This window comes from Microbacterium sp. CR_7, from assembly GCF_041954755.1.
Taxonomy (GTDB): domain Bacteria; phylum Actinomycetota; class Actinomycetes; order Actinomycetales; family Microbacteriaceae; genus Microbacterium.
Genome location: NZ_JAVAYF010000001.1, coordinates 618,692 through 637,697, shown reverse-complemented (window position 1 = coordinate 637,697; position 19,006 = coordinate 618,692). Strand labels below are relative to the sequence as shown.

The 19,006-nt window shown below is 69.5% G+C and carries 16 protein-coding genes; all 16 read left to right on the top strand.

Translation table 11 applies throughout. From position 1 onward, the window contains the following. Nucleotides 1–43: 43 nt before the first annotated feature. Entirely contained in the window at nt 44–1,273 is a 1,230-nt protein-coding gene (aroC, locus tag RAC81_RS03065; protein ID WP_375080944.1) for a chorismate synthase, read from the top strand. After that, nucleotides 1,257–1,775, top strand: coding sequence for a shikimate kinase (locus tag RAC81_RS03060; RefSeq protein WP_375080943.1), 519 nt, complete (start codon nt 1,257–1,259; stop codon nt 1,773–1,775). Before aroC ends, RAC81_RS03060 begins: the two co-directional genes overlap by 17 nt. Next, nucleotides 1,772–2,860 (top strand): 3-dehydroquinate synthase, encoded by a 1,089-nt coding sequence (gene aroB, locus RAC81_RS03055; protein WP_375080942.1) that lies wholly within the window; start codon nt 1,772–1,774, stop codon nt 2,858–2,860. Before RAC81_RS03060 ends, aroB begins: the two co-directional genes overlap by 4 nt. Further along, nucleotides 2,857–3,294, top strand: a complete 438-nt coding sequence (gene aroQ, locus RAC81_RS03050; protein WP_375080941.1) for a type II 3-dehydroquinate dehydratase — start codon at nt 2,857–2,859, stop codon at nt 3,292–3,294. Before aroB ends, aroQ begins: the two co-directional genes overlap by 4 nt. Before the next feature lie 75 nt (nt 3,295–3,369). Beyond that, nucleotides 3,370–3,930: an elongation factor P gene (efp, locus tag RAC81_RS03045; RefSeq protein ID WP_067118332.1), complete on the top strand. Its 561-nt coding sequence runs from the start codon at nt 3,370–3,372 to the stop codon at nt 3,928–3,930. Between the two features lie 3 nt (nt 3,931–3,933). Continuing rightward, nucleotides 3,934–4,344: a transcription antitermination factor NusB gene (gene nusB, locus RAC81_RS03040; RefSeq protein ID WP_096716109.1), complete on the top strand. Its 411-nt coding sequence runs from the start codon at nt 3,934–3,936 to the stop codon at nt 4,342–4,344. A 59-nt stretch (nt 4,345–4,403) separates the two neighbouring features. Beyond that, on the top strand, nt 4,404–7,706 hold the full coding sequence (locus RAC81_RS03035) for an SNF2-related protein (protein ID WP_375080940.1): 3,303 nt from the start codon (nt 4,404–4,406) through the stop codon (nt 7,704–7,706). 117 nt (nt 7,707–7,823) lie between these two features. Then, nucleotides 7,824–9,401 carry a Rieske 2Fe-2S domain-containing protein gene (locus RAC81_RS03030; RefSeq protein WP_375080939.1) on the top strand — a complete coding sequence of 526 codons (1,578 nt, stop codon included), beginning with the start codon at nt 7,824–7,826 and terminating at the stop codon, nt 9,399–9,401. An 82-nt stretch (nt 9,402–9,483) separates the two neighbouring features. Next, nucleotides 9,484–10,014, top strand: a complete 531-nt coding sequence (gene pyrR / locus RAC81_RS03025; RefSeq protein WP_375080938.1) for a bifunctional pyr operon transcriptional regulator/uracil phosphoribosyltransferase PyrR — start codon at nt 9,484–9,486, stop codon at nt 10,012–10,014. Continuing rightward, nucleotides 10,011–10,976, top strand: a complete 966-nt coding sequence (locus tag RAC81_RS03020) for an aspartate carbamoyltransferase catalytic subunit (protein WP_375080937.1) — start codon at nt 10,011–10,013, stop codon at nt 10,974–10,976. Before pyrR ends, RAC81_RS03020 begins: the two co-directional genes overlap by 4 nt. Continuing rightward, nucleotides 10,973–12,277: a dihydroorotase gene (locus RAC81_RS03015; protein WP_375080936.1), complete on the top strand. Its 1,305-nt coding sequence runs from the start codon at nt 10,973–10,975 to the stop codon at nt 12,275–12,277. The genes RAC81_RS03020 and RAC81_RS03015 overlap by 4 nt, the downstream gene beginning before the upstream one ends. After that, a complete protein-coding gene (locus RAC81_RS03010; protein WP_375080935.1) occupies nt 12,274–12,810 on the top strand; it encodes a hypothetical protein in 537 nt (178 codons plus the stop codon). Before RAC81_RS03015 ends, RAC81_RS03010 begins: the two co-directional genes overlap by 4 nt. Continuing rightward, entirely contained in the window at nt 12,807–13,961 is a 1,155-nt protein-coding gene (gene carA, locus RAC81_RS03005; protein WP_375080934.1) for a glutamine-hydrolyzing carbamoyl-phosphate synthase small subunit, read from the top strand. Before RAC81_RS03010 ends, carA begins: the two co-directional genes overlap by 4 nt. Continuing rightward, the gene (gene carB, locus RAC81_RS03000; protein WP_375080933.1) at nt 13,961–17,248 is read left to right on the top strand and encodes a carbamoyl-phosphate synthase large subunit; all 3,288 of its coding nucleotides are present in this window, start codon (nt 13,961–13,963) and stop codon (nt 17,246–17,248) included. Before carA ends, carB begins: the two co-directional genes overlap by 1 nt. Continuing rightward, nucleotides 17,245–18,090 (top strand): orotidine-5'-phosphate decarboxylase, encoded by an 846-nt coding sequence (pyrF, locus tag RAC81_RS02995; protein WP_375080932.1) that lies wholly within the window; start codon nt 17,245–17,247, stop codon nt 18,088–18,090. The genes carB and pyrF overlap by 4 nt, the downstream gene beginning before the upstream one ends. Next, the gene (gene gmk, locus RAC81_RS02990; protein WP_375080931.1) at nt 18,083–18,991 is read left to right on the top strand and encodes a guanylate kinase; all 909 of its coding nucleotides are present in this window, start codon (nt 18,083–18,085) and stop codon (nt 18,989–18,991) included. The genes pyrF and gmk overlap by 8 nt, the downstream gene beginning before the upstream one ends. Nucleotides 18,992–19,006 lie beyond the last annotated feature (15 nt).

The following is a 19,006-nucleotide window of genomic DNA, read 5'->3' as shown; positions in this document are numbered from 1 at the left end:
CACGGGGCACGAGCGCGGTCGCGGCTCGTGGGAGACTAGAGCAATGCTCCGCGTGCTCACGGCCGGCGAATCGCACGGTCCAGAACTCATTGCCGTCATGGAGGGCCTGCCCTCGGGTGTTCCGGTGTCGTCCGAGGCCATCCAGGCCGACCTGGCACGACGCAAGCTCGGCTACGGCCGGGGTTCGCGCATGAAGTTCGAGCAGGACGAACTGTCGATCTCCGGCGGTGTGCGCCACGGCAAGACGCTCGGCAGCCCCATCGCCCTGCGCATAGGCAACACCGAGTGGCCGAAGTGGATCGAGGTCATGAACCCCGAGCCCGTCGAGCTCACCGACCGCTCGCGCGGACGGAGCGCCCCGCTCACCCGCCCGCGCCCGGGCCACGCCGACCTCGTCGGCATGCAGAAGTACGACTTCGACGAGGCCCGACCGATCCTCGAACGTGCCAGCGCGCGCGAGACGGCTGCTCGCGTCGCGCTCGGAGCGGTCGCGCGGTCGTTCCTCGGCGAGCTCGGCATCCGCCTCGTGAGCCACACGCTGTCGATCGGGCCGGTGCGGGTGCCGGACGGCGCCGTACTGCCCACGCCAGATGACGTCGAGGCTCTCGACGCCGATCCGCTGCGGTGCTTCGACGCGGAGACTTCCGCGCGCATGGTCGCCGAGGTCGACGACGCGAAGAAGGACGGCGACACCCTGGGCGGCATCGTCGAGGTGCTCGCGTACGGCCTGCCCCCGGGCCTCGGGTCGCACGTGCACTGGGATCGCCGCCTCGACGCGCGTCTGGCGCAGGCGCTCATGAGCATCCAGGCGATCAAGGGGGTCGAGGTCGGCGACGGTTTCGAGACCACCCGCCGCCGCGGCTCGGCCGCCCATGACGAGCTGTTCGCGACGGGCGACGGCATCACCCGCGGTTCCGACCGCGCCGGCGGCACCGAGGGAGGCATGTCGACGGGCACCGTCCTGCGCGTCCGCGCCGGCATGAAGCCGATCGCGACGGTGCCGCACGCCCTCCGGACGATCGATGTCGCGACCGGCGAGGACGCCACGGCGCACCACCAGCGCTCCGACGTCTGTGCCGTGCCTGCGGCCGGAGTCGTCGCCGAGGCCATGGTCGCGATCGAACTCGCCCGCGCCGTGCTCGAGAAGTTCGGCGGCGACAGCGTCGGCGAGACCCGCCGAAACCTCGAGTCGTACCTCGATGCCATCCCCGCCGAGCTGCGCACGGCTCCGGTCTCCGAGGCGGCGCTCATCGCGCATGACGAGCGAGGCTGACCCGCTGACGCTGGTGCTGGTCGGCCCTATGGCCGCCGGCAAGACCAGCGTGGGTCGTCGGGTGGCGCGTCGACTGGGTGTGCCCTTCGTCGACACCGACAAGCGGGTCGTGAGCGCGCACGGGCCGATTCCGCAGATCTTCGCCGAGTTCGGCGAGTCGCGATTCCGCGAGCTCGAGCGGGAGGCGGTCGCCGCCGCGTTGGCCGAGGGCGGGGTCGTCTCGCTCGGCGGGGGCGCTGTCACGGATTCGGGCACGCGGGCGCTGCTCCGCGAGCACCCGGTCGTGTTCCTGACCGTCGCGCCCGAGGCCGTCGTGCATCGGATCGGCGGGGGAGGACGACCGCTTCTCGCGGGTGACGACCCGGTGAGCGCGTGGACTCGCATCTTCGACGAGCGCAGAGCCTGGTACGAGGAAGTGGCATCGATGACGGTCGACACATCGCGTCGACCGATGCAGCGGATCGCGGAGGAGATCGCCGCGTGGAGGAGAGGACTGGAATGAGCACCACGACCATCAGCGTGACGGGGGAGACCCCGTACGACATCGCGATCGGCCGCGGCATCCTCGACCGGGTGTCGGAGGCGCTGGAGCCCGGCGTGCGCAAGGTGCTCGTCGTGCACCCGCCCACGCTCGCCGCCCGGGCGGCCGAACTGCGCGACCGATTGCTCGCCGACACGGCGAACGGCGCGCGCGAGGTGCTCCTCGCGGAGGTGCCGGACGCCGAGCAGGGCAAGCGCATCGAGGTCGCGGCGTTCTGCTGGCAGGTGATGGGTCAGGCCGACTTCACGCGCACGGATGCCGTGATCGGGTACGGCGGCGGAGCCGTCACGGACCTCGCCGGCTTCGTCGCGGCGACGTGGCTGCGCGGCGTGCAGGTCGTCCAGGTGCCGACGACGGTGCTCGGCCTGGTCGACGCCGCCGTCGGAGGCAAGACCGGCATCAACACCGCCGAGGGCAAGAACCTCGTCGGGGCGTTCTGGACGCCGCGGGCCGTGATCGGGGACCTCGACGAGCTCGGGAGCCTGAGCGCCAATGAGGCGACCGCGGGGTTCGCCGAGGTCGTGAAGGCGGGGTTCATCTGGGCTCCGGAGATCCTCGACATCATCGAGGCCGATCCGCAGCGCGCGGTCGACACGACGACCGACGAGTTCCGCCGTGCGGTCGAGCTGGCGATCGGCATGAAGGCGCAGGTCGTCTCCGACGACTTCCGCGAGGCCGGTCAGCGCGAGATCCTGAACTACGGCCACACGCTGGGTCACGCGATCGAGCACGCGGAGCGCTACCGCTGGCGGCACGGCGCCGCCATCTCAGTTGGGATGCTCTACGCCGCCGAGCTGTCGCGCCTGGCCGGTCGTCTGCCTGATGCGGCAGCCGAGCGCCACCGCTCGATCCTCGAATCCCTCGGGCTGCCCGCCTCGTACCGGGCCGGCGCGTGGCCGCAGCTGCTCGCCACCATGCAGCGCGACAAGAAGTCGCGAGGCGGCATGCTGCGCTTCATCCTGCTCGACGACATCGCCAAGCCCACCGTGCTGCAGGCGCCCGATGAGTCGCTGTTGTTCGCGGCATACCAGGAGGTGGGCGCGTGACACGGCGGATCCTCCTCGTGAACGGTCCGAACCTCAACCTGCTGGGGACCCGGGAGCCGGAGGTGTACGGCACCACGACGCTCGCCGACGTCGTCGCGCTCACGAGCGACGCCGCGGCCTCGCACGGGTTCGAGCTCCGCGCGATCCAGAGCAATCACGAGGGCGTCCTGATCGACGCGATCCACGCCGCGCGGGAGGACTGCGCGGCGATCGTCATCAACCCCGGTGGCCTCACGCACACCTCGGTGTCGCTGCGAGACGCCCTCACCGGCGTGGCTCTTCCGTTCGCCGAGGTGCACATCTCCGACGTCTACGCCCGGGAGGAGTTCCGCCACCACTCGTACCTCCACGACGTCGCCGCCGTCCGCGTCATCGGGGAGGGGGTCGCGGGCTACGAGACCGCCGTGCGACAGCTCGCCGCGCTCATCCCGTAGAATCGACTGTCGGCCGCCCCGGGCTCCACCCGGATGAGAGCGGCCCCACGGACTCACGAAACGGAACTTCCGCGCATGGCATCTACCGCAGACATCAAGAACGGCGTCGTCCTCAGCATCGATGGGCAGCTCTGGAGCGTCATCGAGTTCCAGCACGTGAAGCCCGGCAAGGGCGGTGCGTTCGTGCGCACCAAGCTGAAGAACGTCGTCTCGGGCAAGGTCGTCGACCGCACCTACAACGCCGGCGCGAAGATCGACATCGAGAACGTCGACCGTCGTGACTTCACCTACCTGTACACCGACGGCGACGGCTACGTCTTCATGGACCAGACCGACTTCGACCAGATCACGGTCGGCGCGCCCACGGTCGGCGACGCGAAGAACTTCCTCCTCGAGAACCAGCAGGTCACGATCGCGCTCAACAACGGCAACCCGCTCTACATCGACCTGCCTGCCTCGGTGATCCTCGAGATCACGTACACCGAGCCCGGTCTGCAGGGCGACCGCTCGTCGGCCGGAACCAAGCCCGCGACGCTCGAGACCGGATACGAGATCCAGGTCCCGCTGTTCGTCGAGGCCGGCACGAAGGTCAAGGTCGACACCCGTACGGGCGACTACCTCGGCCGCGAGAAGTAAGGCGTGAGCGCCCGCACGAAGGCGCGCAAGCGCGCACTCGACATCCTGTTCTCGTCCGACGTCCGCGGCGACGACCTGGCGGTGACCCTCGCCGCCGAGGCATCTCGCGCGGCGAGCGAGCCGGCACGCGAGGCCTCCTGGCTCTACGCTCGTGAGGTGGTCGACGGGATCATCGACCATCGCGACGAGATCGACGAGCACATCACCACCCACAGTCGCGACTGGAAGCTCGAGCGGATGCCCGCGGTCGACCGCGCTCTGCTGCGCATCGGCGTCTGGGAGATCCTCTTCAACGACGAGGTGCCGACCGCCGTGGCGATCGACGAGGCGGTAGAGCTCGCCAAGGAGTTCTCGACCGATGATTCCGGAGCGTTCGTGCACGGCGTGCTCGCGCGGGTGGCCCGAGCGGCCTGAGCCCGCGCCTCATCGCGGCGGCATCCGCGATGTCGGATGCCGCGGGAAGGATGTCGGGTATGCCCGCGCCTCACGTCGATCTCCGTGATCTCCTGCAGGTCACGGATGCCGGCGGCTACACGCGAGGACTCGCGTACTTCCGCGAGGGCAACGTGCTCGATGTCGCGTGGGAGGAGGAGTCGCTCACGCTCGAGGGACACGTCCGAGGCGGACAGGACCTTCCCTACGTCACGGAGATCGCGTTCGTCTCGTCGAACGGAAAGCCCCGCATCCGATCCACCCGGTGCACCTGTCCGGTGCGGTCGGGCTGCAAGCACGTCGTGGCGACCGTGCTCGCGTCGAACGTCCACGAGTACTCGAGACAGGCGGAGGCGATGGCATCGCCGCCGCAGCGCGAGGCTCCGGTCGCCGCGACGCCGCACGTTGCTCCGTCGTGGCGATCGCTGATCGGCCCCGAAGCTCCTCGTCAGCCGCAGGAGCTCGCCCTCGGCGTCGAGCTGCGTCATCGCGCGGCGCGGGGGGACAACCACTGGGCGCCGCGCCCCGTCCGTGCGGCGACCGCCCGCGACGTCGCGCGGCGGACCGGAGAGCTGCTGCTCGCGATCCGCCCGCTCGTGCGGAGCGCCCAGACCGGTGCGTGGATCCGGGGCCAGGCGAGCTGGGACTCGGTCCGCCGCGACGTCGTGCAGTTCGGCCGCCTGCAGACCCGCTGGTTCGGTGACCTGCTCAGCATCTCGCGCGACTCGCTGCTGTCCGGCAACGCGGGCGATTGGCTCGTCGTCGACCAGATCGAGTCCGCCCTGCTGTGGCGACACCTCAGAGCCGGCGCCGAGCTCGGCATCCCCCTCGTGTCCACCCAGAGATCGGCGTCGGTGCGGCTCGCTGCGACGGCCGAGGTATCGGCGGCGATCACGCGCCCCGACGACGACGGTCCGCTCGAGTTGACGGCCGAGGTGTCGATCGACGATCGCGCGGTGAGCGCCCTGGACGTTCACCCGATCGGCCGCTCCGGGGTCTACGCGGCGACGCTCGGCGGCAACCGCATCGAGCTCGTGCTGGCCGAGGCGCCGTTGAGCGAGCAGACGCATGCGCTGCTCACGGCTGCGCAGCCCCTCGTCGTGCCGGCCGCCGACGAGGAGGACTTCGTCTCGACGGTCTATCCGCTGCTCGCGCGGCGCTCCGTGGTGCGCACCTCCGATCGTGTCGCACTGCCTGAGATCCCCGCTCCCGTCCCGGCCCTGGCCGTCTCGTTCGAGCGCGGCGACGTCGTCGAGTACTCCTTCTCGTGGACGTACGAGGGTTTCGGCACGGTGCCGTTCCTCCAGGGCGCGAACGCATCCGCGGTGCGCGATCCCGCCGCCGAGGCGGAGTGGCGAGCCGTCCTCGAACGGGTATGGCGGGAGCACAGCGGCAGGCGCTTCGCTCCGTCCGGCGCGTTCCACGACATCGACGCCGCGGACTTCGTCGCGCACGCCGTCCCCGCCTTCGAGGCGGCGGGCGTCACCGTGAGGCGCACGGGGGAGCGCAAGGAGTATCGCGAGCTGACCGGGACGCCGGAGGTGAAGGTCACCACGGTCGAGACGACCGATGCGGACTGGTTCGACCTCGGCATCATCGTGTCGATCGACGGTCGCACGATCCCGTTCGGACCGCTGTTCACGGCGCTCAGCCGCGGTCGCAGGAAGCTGCTGCTCTCCGACGGCGGCTACTTCTCCCTCGCTCACCCCGCACTCGATCGGCTGCGCGAACTCATCGAGGAGGCGGGCGAACTCGACGAGTGGGAGACGGGTCCGCGCATCAGCCGCTATCAGACCGACCTCTGGGAGGAGTTCGAGGATCTGGCGGACGAGGCGCAGCCCGCGGTCAGCTGGCGTTCCACGGCCGAGGGTCTCCGCGGCGCCACCGGCGTCCCGCCGACCCCCGTCCCTGCAGGTCTGCACGCCGAACTGCGCACCTACCAGAAGCGCGGATTCGACTGGCTCGCCTTCCTCTGGGACCACCGCCTTGGTGGCATCCTCGCCGACGACATGGGCCTCGGCAAGACGCTGCAGCTGCTCACGTTCGTCCAGCACACCCGCGAGAGGGGGGAGACCCGCCCGTTCCTCGTGCTCGCCCCGACCTCCGTCCTCAGCACCTGGCGCAGCGAGGCTGCGCGCTTCACGCCGGGCCTCAGGGTCGCGGTCGTGGAGAGCACGCACGGCAAGCGCACAGCTCGCCTCGTCGAGGCCGCCGCGGAAGCCGACATCGTGGTGAGCTCGTACACCGTGGCCCGGCTCGACGAGGACGAGTTCCAGACCGTCGAGTGGGCAGGCCTCATCCTCGACGAGGCGCAGTTCGTGAAGAACCCCAAGACCAAGCTGCACCGCGCGATCTCGACCTTCCGCGCGGATGCGGTCTACGCCGTCACTGGCACGCCGATGGAGAACAGCCTGACCGAGCTGTGGGCGCTGCTGAAGCTGGCAGCCCCCGGCCTGTTCCCCTCGGCGCGGAAGTTCCGCGACCGCTACATCCACCCGATCGAGAAGGGCAAGGTGCCCGAGAACGAGGAGGGCGGCGCGTACCGGGCCCGTCGGTTGGCGCAGCTGCGCCGCCGCATCCGGCCCCTCGTACTGCGCCGCACGAAGGAGCACGTCGCCGGCGACCTGCCCCCGAAGCAGGAGCAGGTGCTCGAGGTCGAGCTGAGCCCGGATCATCGCGCGCTCTACGACGTGGTGCTGCAGCGCGAGCGGCAGAAGGTGCTCGGCCTCCTCGACGATCTCGACCGGAACCGCTTCATCGTCTTCCGCTCGCTCACACTGCTGCGGATGCTGAGCCTCGCCCCGGCGCTGATCGACGAGGACGAGGGCGAGATCGGCTCGAGCAAGCTCGACACGCTCCTCGACCGCGTCGCGGAGCTGCAGGCCGAGGGGCACCGGGCGCTTGTTTTCAGTCAGTTCACGTCGTTCCTCGACCTCGCCGCCCGGCGGCTGCGCGACGCCGGCATTCCGTACGCCCACCTCGACGGCTCCACGCGGCGCCGGCAGGACGTGATCGAGTCGTTCAAGGAGGGGCAGCAGCCGGTCTTCCTGATCAGCCTGAAGGCCGGCGGATTCGGACTCACCCTCACCGAGGCCGACTACGTGTTCCTCCTGGATCCGTGGTGGAACCCGGCCGCCGAGGCTCAGGCTGTCGACCGCACGCACCGCATCGGTCAGACCAGCCAGGTGTTCGTGTACCGCATGATCTCGGTCGGAACGATCGAGGAGAAGGTGCTCGAGCTGCAGCAGCGCAAGGCGCGACTGTTCACGGCGGTGATGGATGACGAGGAGCTGTTCGCCCAGTCGCTCACCGCCGCCGACATCCGCGGCCTGTTCGACGACTAGCGGACGGATCGGCGCCGCGGGCGGGGGACGGCTCCGACCTCGGGTATTCACGGCCGGTCACCGCTGCCGTCCAGGAGCCCGCCGGTAGACTCGTACGGCTACTTCAGGAGGTCATACATGAGGATCACGGGACTCGGCCACGCCGGGATGTTCATCGAGACGGTCGGCGGGAACATCATCTGCGACCCCGTTCTCGGGCCGTCGTTCTTCGGCTCCTGGTTCCCCTTCCCGGACAACCGCGGCCTTGACTGGGAGCGGTTCGGGCGAGAAGCGGACTTCCTCTACATCTCGCACCGTCACCGCGATCACTTCGATCCGAAGCTCCTGGAGCGCTACATCCGCAAGGACATCGAAGTGCTGCTGCCCGAGTACCCGATCGACGATCTCGAGCAGGACATCCGCGCGCTCGGCTACACGAACATCACCTACGCCCCCGCGGGCGAGATCATCGAGCGCGGCGGCACGAAGATCATGATCACCCCGCTGCGCGCGCCGAGCGACGGCCCGATCGGCGACTCCTCGCTCAGCGTCGACGACGGCACAGGGTCGGTGCTCAACCAGAACGACTCGCACCCGCTCGACCTCGAGAAGCTGCTGCACTTCGGCAAGCCCGATGCGTACTTCACCCAGGTGTCCGGTGCGATCTGGTGGCCCATGGTCTACGACCTGCCGATGGATGCCAAGCAGAACTTCGCGCGCCTCAAGCGCGAGGCGCAGAACAAGCGCGCCATGTACTACATCGACAAGGTCGACGCCCCGCACGTGTTCCCGATGGCAGGCCCGCCCATGTTCCTGCGCGACGACCTGTTCGACTTCAACGGCATGGGACGCAACGGGGAGTCGATCTTCACCGACCAGAAGCAGTTCCTGGAGCACATGAAGGAGCTGTCGCCGCAGTACGACGGCCAGCTGTTCGTGCCAGGCACGCTCGTCACCGTCGAGAACGGCGAGGTCACGACCGAGCAGACGCTCTACAGCGAGGCGGAGCTCACCCACATCTTCGACGAGAAGTGGGAGTACCTCGAGGAACAGCGCGCGTCGCGCCAGCAGGAGATCCGCGACGAGGAGGAATCGCGCGCGGCGGTCCTCCCGGCACAGGAGATCCTCGAGGAGCTCAAGGCCTGGTGGGAGCCGCTGCTGAAGAAGTCCCGCACCATCCGGTTGGGCGTGGGCGGCAACGTGCGCTTCAAGATCGGCGACCTCGACATGGTCGTGGACTTCCCGCGTGCCAAGGTCCGCGAGTACGCGGGCGAGGACTGCATCTACTGGTACACGATCCCGGCGGACCTCGTGTCGACGAACATCCGTGACCACGAGATCGACTGGTCGAACTCGATCTTCCTGTCGATGCAGTTCCACGTGGGGCGCAGCGGCAAGTTCAACGAGTTCCTCACCACCTTCCTCAAGTGCCTGTCGGTCGACCGCATCGAGTACGTGGAGAACTGGTACCAGGAGCAGACCGATCAGACCGAGGACGCCGAGATCGGCGACTGGGTCGTGCAGCGGCGGTGCCCGCACCTGCGCGCCGATCTCACCAAGACCGGCAAGGTCGACGACGACGGCATCCTGACCTGCAGCATGCACGACTGGAAGTGGGACCTCAAGACCGGTCGCTGCCTGTCGACCACCGGTCACCCGATCCGCTCGAAGAAGATCGACGAGGTCACCGACGCCGTGCTCCGCGAGGCCAGCTGACAGACCGACTCGGCGCCTCCGATAGAGTGGAGTGGCAAGCAACCTTTAACACCGTCCTGTGAGGCGGAGAAGGGAGCGGCTGATGAGCGCACGCACAGTGCTGCACGACGCCGATATCACGCGGGCGCTGACCCGCATCGCGCACGAGATCCTCGAGTCGAATCGAGGGGCCGAGAACCTCGTCTTGCTGGGCATTCCGACCCGCGGCGTCGCTCTCGCCCAGCGCCTCGCTCGGCTGATCACCGAGATCGCGCAGACGTCCGTCCCTGTCGGGGCTCTCGACGTCACCCTCTTCCGCGACGACCTCGCGAAGCATCCGACCAGGTCGCCGCACCCGACCGACATCCCGGCCGGCGGCATCGACGGCCGCACCGTCGTGCTCGTCGACGACGTGCTGTTCTCCGGCCGCAGCATCCGCGCGGCACTCGACGCCCTGCAGTCGATCGGACGTCCTGCGGTCGTGCGCCTGGCGATCCTGGTCGACCGCGGCCACCGGGAACTGCCGATCCGACCCGACTTCGTCGGCAAGAACATCCCGTCGTCGCGGCAGGAGCGCGTGAACGTGCGCCTGCGCGAGTACGACGGCGCTGAGGAGGTGACGATCGAGGCATGAGGCATCTCCTCGACACCCGCACTCTCGACCGCGCGACCGCCCTTCGCATCCTCGACGTCGCGGAGGACATGTCCGACACGCAGTCTCGCGAGGTCAAGAAGCTCCCGACGCTGCGCGGCAAGACCGTCGTGAACCTCTTCTTCGAGGACTCGACCCGCACGCGCATCTCCTTCGAGGCCGCAGCCAAGCGCCTCTCGGCCGACGTGATCAACTTCGCCGCCAAAGGGTCAAGCGTCTCGAAGGGCGAGAGCCTGAAGGACACCGCCCAGACGCTGCAGGCGATGGGGGCGGATGCCGTCGTCATCCGCCACCACGCCTCGGGCGCCCCGCAGACGCTCGCCACCAGCGGCTGGATCTCCGCGGGCGTCGTGAACGCCGGAGACGGCACGCACGAGCATCCCACTCAGGCGCTGCTCGATGCCTTCACCATCCGCAAGCGCCGCTTCGGCTCGGAGAGCCGCGGGCGCGATCTCTCCGGCATCCGGGTGGTGATCGTCGGCGACGTCCTGCACTCGCGGGTGGCCCGATCCAACGTCTGGCTGCTGACCACGTTGGGTGCCGAGGTGACTCTCGTCTCGCCGCCGACGCTGGTTCCGCAGAACGTGTCGCTCTGGCCGGTGCGCGTGCTCTACGACCTCGACGAGGCGCTCGCACACGGTCCGGACGCGGTGATGATGCTGCGAATCCAGCTGGAGCGGATGAATGCCGCGTATTTCCCGACTGAGCGGGAGTATTCCCGTCGGTGGGGCCTCGACGCACGGCGCGTGGCCGCTCTGCCGGACGATAGCATTGTCATGCATCCCGGGCCCATGAACCGCGGGTTGGAGATCTCCTCCGAAGCCGCCGATTCGCCGCGCTCCACCGTGCTGGAGCAGGTCACGAACGGGGTGTCCATCCGGATGGCAGTGCTGTACCTGCTCCTTGCGGGCGAACGAGACGACGAACGAGGGGGGGACCTGTGAGCGAGACCCTCGTCATCACCGGCGCACAGCTTCTCGGCGCGGAGAGCGCCGACATCATCGTGGAGGACGGGCGGATCGCCGAGATCGGCAGCGGTCTGAGCCGCAGCGGCGCACGCGTGATCGACGCCGAGGGCCTCGTCGCGCTGCCCGGCCTCGTCGATCTGCACACGCACCTCCGCGAGCCCGGCTACGAGGCATCCGAGACGATCCTCACCGGAACCCGCGCCGCGGCTGCCGGTGGATTCACCGCCGTGTTCGCGATGCCGAACACCTCGCCCGTCGCCGATACCGCCGGTGTGGTCGAGCAGGAGCTCGCCCTCGGCGAGGCGGCGGGCTACGCCACCGTGCAGCCGATCGGCGCCGTCACCGTGGGGCAGAAGGGCGAGCGACTCGCCGAGCTCGGCGCGATGGCGACATCCCGCGCTCAGGTGCGGGTGTTCAGCGACGACGGCTTCTGCGTGTTCGACCCGCTGATCATGCGGCGTGCGCTCGAGTACGTGAAGGCCTTCGACGGTGTGATCGCCCAGCACGCTCAGGACCCCCGCCTGACCGAGGGCGCCCAGATGAACGAGGGCGTCGTGTCGGCGGAACTCGGGCTCGCCGGATGGCCGGCGGTCGCCGAGGAGTCGATCATCGCGCGCGACGTGCTCCTCGCTGAGCACGTCGGCTCGCGCCTGCACGTCTGCCACCTGTCGACGGCGGGCTCGGTCGACATCATCCGCTGGGCGAAGAAGCGCGGGATCGCGGTGACCGCCGAGGTGACACCGCATCACCTCCTCCTCACCGACGAGCTCGTGCGCGGCTACGACGCCCGATACAAGGTGAACCCTCCGCTCCGGCGCGAGGAGGATGTGATCGCGGTGCGCGAGGGGCTCGCCGACGGCACGATCGACATCGTCGCGACGGACCATGCCCCGCACCCCAGCGAGCACAAGGCGTGCGAATGGCAGGCCGCGGCGAACGGCATGGTCGGACTCGAGAGCGCACTGCGCGTCGTGCACCACACGATGGTGCAGACCGGACTGATCGGGTGGAGCGACGTCGCCCGCGTCATGAGTTCCGCCCCCGCCCGCATCGGAAGGCTCGCGGGCCACGGCACCGCGCTCGAGGTGGGAGCGCCCGCGCAGATCACCCTGTACGACGCAGCCGTCTCCGGTGTGTTCACGGAGGCGGACCTGCACGGCCGCAGCGCGAACTCGCCCTACCTGGGTCGCGATCTGCCGGGACGCGTCGAGTACACGATCCACGGCGGCACGCTGACCGTGGAGGCGGGCTCGGTGGTCGAGGAGCTGCGCGCATGATCCCCAGGGATGTCGCGATCGCCGTGATGATCGCTCTCGCCGCGCTCGCACTCCTGGCCATGCTCGTCGCCTGGCGGCGGCGTCTCCGACGCGACGCGGGGCTCGCGGCCCCGCTCGGCGTCCCCGAGCACGCCGAGGTCCTCGACCGGCACGAGGTGCTGTACGTGTCCACCACGAAGCACGACCAGCCGCTCGAACGCCTCACGATGTCTCCGCTCGCCTACCGGGCGAGGGGAGAGGCCGCGGTCACGGATCGCGGTCTCGCCCTGTGCCTCGACGGCGCGCCCACCGTGTTCCTCGCCAAGGAGCGGCTCGCCGGTGTAGACCGGGCCACGGTCACGATCGACCGCGTGGTCGAGCCGGGCGGCCTCGTGCGGGTCGCCTGGAACGCCGCCGACGACACGGTGGTCGACTCCTACCTCCGCCTCACCGACGGCGACCCGAAGAACTTCATCTCAGAACTGCAGCGACTCGTCCCCGCCTCCGGCGCCCGCGACGACATCGCCACGACCGACACAGGAGAACAGTCATGACCTCCCTCCCCGAACCCGCCGTCCTGGTCCTCGAGGACGGCACCCGTCACAGCGGCCGCGCTTACGGCGCGCTGGGCACCACCCTCGGCGAGGTCGTCTTCGCGACCGGCATGTCCGGCTATCAGGAGACGCTCACCGACCCCTCGTACGCCGGACAGATCGTCCTGCAGACCGCCCCGCACATCGGCAACACCGGCATGAACGACGAGGACCCCGAGTCGCGTCGCATCTGGGTGGCCGGCTACATCGTGCGCGACCCCTCACGCGTCGTCTCGAACTGGCGCGCGAACGCGTCGCTCGACGAGATCCTCGTGCAGGACGGCATCGTCGGCATCAGCGGCATCGACACCCGTTCGATCACCCGCCACATCCGCTCCGCCGGCTCTATGCGCGGCGGCATCTTCTCGGGCGAGGCGGCACGCCTCGACGCCGACGAGCAGCTGCGCATCGTGCGCGAGGCCCCGCAGATGGCCGGTCAGAACCTCTCGGCGCAGGTCTCGGTCGAGGTCGCCACGGTGACGGATGCCGTGGGCGAGAAGGTCGGCAACCTCGCCGTCCTCGACCTCGGCGTCAAGCAGGCCACGATCGACAACCTCGCTGCGCGCGGCTTCGAGGTTCACGTGCTGCCGCAGGACGTCACCATCGACGAGCTCCGTGCGATCGATCCCGTCGCGGTGTTCTACTCGAACGGGCCCGGCGACCCCGCGGCCTCGGGGGACCACGTCGAACTGCTCCGCTCCGTCCTCGACGACGGGCTGCCGTTCTTCGGCATCTGCTTCGGCAACCAGCTGCTCGGCCGCGCCCTCGGCCTCGGCACCTACAAGCTGCCGTTCGGCCACCGAGGGATCAACCAGCCTGTGCTCGACAAGCAGACGGGTCGGGTCGAGATCACCGCCCACAACCACGGGTTCGCGGTCGACGCCCCGCTCGAGGGCTCGTTCGACAGCCCGCACGGCTACGGCAAGGTCGAGGTGAGCCACGTCGGCCTCAACGACAACGTCGTCGAGGGTCTCCGCGCCCTCGACATCCCCGCCTTCTCGGTCCAGTACCACCCGGAGGCCGCGGCCGGTCCGCACGACGCCAACTACCTCTTCGACCGCTTCCGCGACATGGTCATCGCGAACAACGCGAACAAGAAGGACGCCCAGTAATGCCCAAGCGCGACGACATCAACTCCGTTCTCGTCATCGGATCCGGCCCGATCGTCATCGGTCAGGCCTGCGAGTTCGACTACTCGGGCACCCAGGCCTGCCGCGTGCTCCGCGAGGAGGGCGTCCGCGTCATCCTCGTGAACTCGAACCCCGCCACGATCATGACCGACCCCGACTTCGCCGATGCGACGTACATCGAGCCGATCACCCCCGAGGTCATCGAGACGATCATCGCCAAGGAGAAGCCCGACGCCATCCTGCCGACCCTCGGCGGCCAGACCGCTCTGAACGCGGCCATGGCGCTCGACGAGCGCGGAATCCTCGCCAAGTACGGCGTCGAGCTCATCGGCGCGAAGGTCGACGCGATCAAGAAGGGCGAGGACCGCCAGGTCTTCAAGGAGCTCGTGCTCGAAGCGGGTGCGGACGTCGCCAAGAGCGTCATCGCGCACACGATGGACGACCTGCTCGCGGGCGCCGAGAAGCTCGGGTACCCGCTCGTGGTGCGCCCGTCGTTCACGATGGGCGGCCTCGGCTCCGGCTTCGCCTACGACGAGGAGGACCTCCGCCGTATCGGCGGCGCCGGTCTCCGCGACTCTCCGACGACCGAGGTGCTCCTGGAGGAGTCGATCCTCGGGTGGAAGGAGTACGAGCTCGAGCTCATGCGCGACACCGCCGACAACACGGTCGTCGTCTGCTCCATCGAGAACGTCGACCCGGTCGGCGTGCACACGGGCGACTCGATCACGGTCGCGCCTGCTCTGACCCTCACGGACCGCGAGTACCAGAAGATGCGCGACATCGGCATCGACATCATCCGCGCGGTCGGCGTCGACACCGGCGGCTGCAACATCCAGTTCGCGGTGGACCCGACGAACGGGCGCATCATCGTGATCGAGATGAACCCGCGTGTCTCCCGGTCGAGCGCCCTCGCCTCCAAGGCGACCGGCTTCCCGATCGCCAAGCTCGCCGCGAAGCTCGCACTGGGCTACCGTCTCGACGAGATCCCCAACGACATCACCGGTGTGACCCCCGCGAGCTTCGAGCCGACGCTCGACTACGTGGTCGTGAAGGTGCCGCGCTTCGCGTTCGAGAAGTTCCCCGCCGCCGACGCCACCCTCACCACCACCATGAAGTCGGTCGGCGAGGCCATGGCGATCGGCCGCAACTACGCGACCGCGCTGCAGAAGGCTCTCCGCTCGCTCGAGAAGCGCGGCTCCAGCTTCCACTGGGGCGAGGAGGACCGATCGGTAGAGGAGCTCCTGGAGATCGCGAAGACCCCGACCGACGGTCGCATCGTCACCCTGCAGCAGGCGCTGCGCAAGGGGGCGACGGTCGAGCAGGCCTTCGCGTCGACAGCGATGGACCCGTGGTTCCTCGACCAGATCGTGCTCATCAACGAGGTCGCCGAGCTCGTGCGCACGGCTCCCGAGCTCGACGCGGCGACCCTGCGGTACGCCAAGGAGCACGGCTTCTCCGACGCACAGCTCGCGCAGCTGCGCGGCGAGACGGAGGCGGAGATCCGCGGGGTCAGGCACGGTCTCGGCATCCGTCCCGTGTACAAGACGGTCGACACGTGCGCCGGGGAGTTCCCCGCTCTCACGCCGTACCACTACTCCAGCTACGACTTCGAGACCGAGGTCCAGCCGTCGGATCGCACCAAGGTCGTCATCATCGGCTCCGGTCCGAACCGCATCGGGCAGGGCGTCGAGTTCGACTACTCCTGCGTCCACGCGTCCTTCGCGCTCGCGGATGCCGGGTTCGAGACCGTCATGGTCAACTGCAACCCCGAGACCGTGTCGACCGACTACGACACCTCGGACCGTCTGTACTTCGAGCCGCTGACGCTCGAGGACGTGCTCGAGGTGCTGGACGCCGAGGCGGCCAGCGGCACCATCCTCGGCGTGGTCTGCCAGTTGGGCGGCCAGACGCCGCTCGGTCTGGCGAAGGGCATCGAGGCGGCCGGCTACACCGTGCTGGGCACCAGCCCCGAGGCGATCGACATCGCCGAGGAGCGCGAGCTGTTCTCCCAGCTTCTCGACTCCGCCGGTCTGCTGGCTCCCCGTCACGGCACGGCGATCGACGTCGAGGGCGCCGTGGCAGTGGCCGAGGAGATCGGGTACCCCGTGCTGGTGCGTCCGAGCTTCGTGCTTGGCGGACGCGGCATGGAGATCGTCTACTCCACCGACTCGCTGCGCGACTACTTCGTGCGCACCGCCGACGAGGTCGTCATCGAGGAGGGCAAGCCGCTGCTCGTCGACCGCTTCCTGGACGACGCGATCGAGCTCGACGTCGACGCGCTGTACGACGGCACCGACCTCTTCATCGGCGGCGTCATGGAGCACCTCGAGGAGGCCGGCATCCACTCCGGCGACTCGAGCTGCACCCTGCCGCCCGTGTCGCTGGGCCGCAGCGACGTCGACCGCGTCCGCGAGGCCACCCTCGCCATCGCGAAGGGCGTCGGCGTGCGCGGTCTGCTCAACGTGCAGTTCGCGATCAGCGCCGGCGTGCTCTACGTCATCGAGGCGAACCCCCGCGCGAGCCGCACGGTTCCGTTCGTGTCGAAGGCCCTGGGCATCCCGATGGCGAAGGCCGCGAGTCGCATCATGGCCGGTGCGACCATCGCCGAGCTCCGCGCCGAAGGCATGCTGCCCGAGCAGGACGGATCGCGCGTTCCCCTCGACGCTCCGGTGTCGGTCAAGGAGGCCGTGCTGCCGTTCAAGCGGTTCCGCACCGCCGACGGCAAGACCGTCGATTCGGTCCTCGGGCCGGAGATGCGCTCGACGGGTGAGGTCATGGGCATCGACCGCGACTTCCCGACCGCGTTCGCGAAGAGCCAGGCCGCGGCGTACGGCGGCATGCCGACGTCGGGCACCGTGTTCATCTCGGTCGCCGACTCCGACAAGCGCGCCGTCATCCTGCCGGCTCACCGGCTGCAGCAGCTGGGCTTCACGATCGTCGCCACGGAGGGCACGGCCGAGATCCTCTCGCGCAACGGCATCGCCGTGACCGTGGTCGAGAAGTACAGCGACACGCAGGAGTCCGGCGCGCGGAACATCGTCGACCTCATCAACGACGGCGAGATCGACATCGTCGTGAACACGCCCTCCGGTGGTGCGGCACGAGCGGACGGCTACGAGATCCGGGCCGCGGCTGTGGCTGCCGACAAGGCCCTGTTCACCACGATGGCCGTACTCGGCGCCGCCGTGAGCGGTATGGATGCCGCGCACGAGGGGTTCGAGGTGAAGAGCCTCCAGGAGTACGCGCTCGACCGGAAGGCAGCGGTGTGACCACTTCCTTCGGTGAGCGGGTCCGCGCCGTCCTGGACGAGCGCGGCCCGCTCTGCGTGGGCATCGATCCGCACCCGGGGCTGCTCGACGACTGGGGCCTGGGACAGGATGCCGCGGGCGTGCGGGAGTTCGGTCTGCGCTCGATCGAGGCCGCCGCCGGCCGGGTCGGCATCGTCAAGCCGCAGGTGTCGTTCTTCGAGCGCTTCGGGTCCGGCGGATTCGCCGCGCTCGAGGACGTCCTGGCGGCGGCGCGCGCAGCGGGACTGATCGTGATCGCCGACGCCAAGCGGGGCGACATCGGCACGACCATGGATGCGTACGCCGCGGCCTGGCTCACGCCGGGCTCGTCGCTCGAAGCGGACGCCCTGACCGTCAATCCGTTCCTGGGAGTCGGTGCACTCGACGGCACCTTCGATCTCGCGCACACGCACGGCAAGGGCGTGTTCGTGCTCGCGGCGACGAGCAATCCCGAGGCGGAGTCGCTGCAGCGATCCCAGTCGGCGACTGGCCGCTCTGTGTCGGCTGACATCGTCTCGGTGGTGTCCGCGCGCAACGCGGAGCAGGGCCGCACGGGGGAGTGGGGGAGCATCGGCTTCGTCATCGGCGCGACGGTCGACTGGACGGACTCCGGACTCGCCGCGTACTCCCCGATCGCTCCGATCCTCGCCCCCGGTTTCGGGGCGCAGGGCGCTTCGCCGGCCGACGTGCACCGTCGCTTCGGCTCGATGAGCGCCGCCGTCATCGCGAGCGAGAGCCGCAGCATCCTCGAGGCGGGTCCGCACGACCTCACCGCCGCCATCGACGCCCGCGTCGCCGAGTACAGAGAGGTCAGCCGTGGCTGAGGCTCGCCCCGTCCCCGAAGTCGATCGGGCCGCCGCCGCCCGCAAGGCCGTGGAGCGTCGACGCGCACGTGCCGCCCTGAAGCGCGACCTCACGATGCGCGTCACCCCGCCGCAGACCGTGCTAGCCCGTGCGACCGCCGGCCCTGACTCGGTCGAGGGGTCGATGCGGATAACCGACTTCCTGCTCGCCCTCCCCGCGATCGGCGCGGGCAAGCGCGACCGCATCCTCGACGACCTGGGGATCTCGCCGGTCAAGCGACTCGGCGGCCTCGGCGTACGACAGCGCGCCGCCCTGTCGCGCTGGCTCGACGAGCGCTTCCCGGTCATCGAGCCGCGCGGCGGTCGCAGTCGGCTCCTGGTGCTCGCGGGCCCGACGGCGGTCGGCAAGGGGACCGTGGCCGCGTACATCCGCGAGCACAACCCCGAGATCCACCTGTCCGTCTCGGCGACCACGCGTGCGCCGCGCCCCGGCGAGGTCGACGGCGTGCACTACTTCTTCGTCGACGATGCCGAGTTCGACCGCCTCATCGACGCGGGGGAGCTGCTCGAGTACGCCGTGGTCCACAACCGGTCCCGGTACGGAACCCCGCGCGCGCCGATCGATGCCGCCCTGGCCGCAGGCAAGACGGTGCTGCTGGAGATCGACCTGCAGGGCGCGCGCCAGGTGCGCAAGGCGGAGCCGAGCGCCACGCTGATCTTCCTGCTGCCGCCCAGCTGGGACGAACTGGTCCAGCGACTCGTCGGGCGCGGCACGGAAGGGCCGGAGGAGCGCGCCCGCCGTCTGCGCACCGCCAAGGTCGAACTGGCCGCTCAGAACGAGTTCGATCACCTCGTCGTGAACGAGGACGTCGCCGCTGCGGCCGCCGAGGTCGTAGAATTGTCTTCAAGCTCTGCGCGCTGAGTCTTCTCGCGCGCC

Coding starts and splice junctions, on each gene's coding strand:
- RAC81_RS03020 (WP_375080937.1), top strand. CDS start 10,011: ATGAGGCATCTCCTCGACACCCGCACTCTCGACCGCGCGACCGCCCTT.
- efp (WP_067118332.1), top strand. CDS start 3,370: ATGGCATCTACCGCAGACATCAAGAACGGCGTCGTCCTCAGCATCGAT.
- RAC81_RS03060 (WP_375080943.1), top strand. CDS start 1,257: ATGACGAGCGAGGCTGACCCGCTGACGCTGGTGCTGGTCGGCCCTATG.
- RAC81_RS03035 (WP_375080940.1), top strand. CDS start 4,404: ATGCCCGCGCCTCACGTCGATCTCCGTGATCTCCTGCAGGTCACGGAT.
- carB (WP_375080933.1), top strand. CDS start 13,961: ATGCCCAAGCGCGACGACATCAACTCCGTTCTCGTCATCGGATCCGGC.
- carA (WP_375080934.1), top strand. CDS start 12,807: ATGACCTCCCTCCCCGAACCCGCCGTCCTGGTCCTCGAGGACGGCACC.
- RAC81_RS03030 (WP_375080939.1), top strand. CDS start 7,824: ATGAGGATCACGGGACTCGGCCACGCCGGGATGTTCATCGAGACGGTC.
- pyrR (WP_375080938.1), top strand. CDS start 9,484: ATGAGCGCACGCACAGTGCTGCACGACGCCGATATCACGCGGGCGCTG.
- RAC81_RS03010 (WP_375080935.1), top strand. CDS start 12,274: ATGATCCCCAGGGATGTCGCGATCGCCGTGATGATCGCTCTCGCCGCG.
- aroC (WP_375080944.1), top strand. CDS start 44: ATGCTCCGCGTGCTCACGGCCGGCGAATCGCACGGTCCAGAACTCATT.
- aroB (WP_375080942.1), top strand. CDS start 1,772: ATGAGCACCACGACCATCAGCGTGACGGGGGAGACCCCGTACGACATC.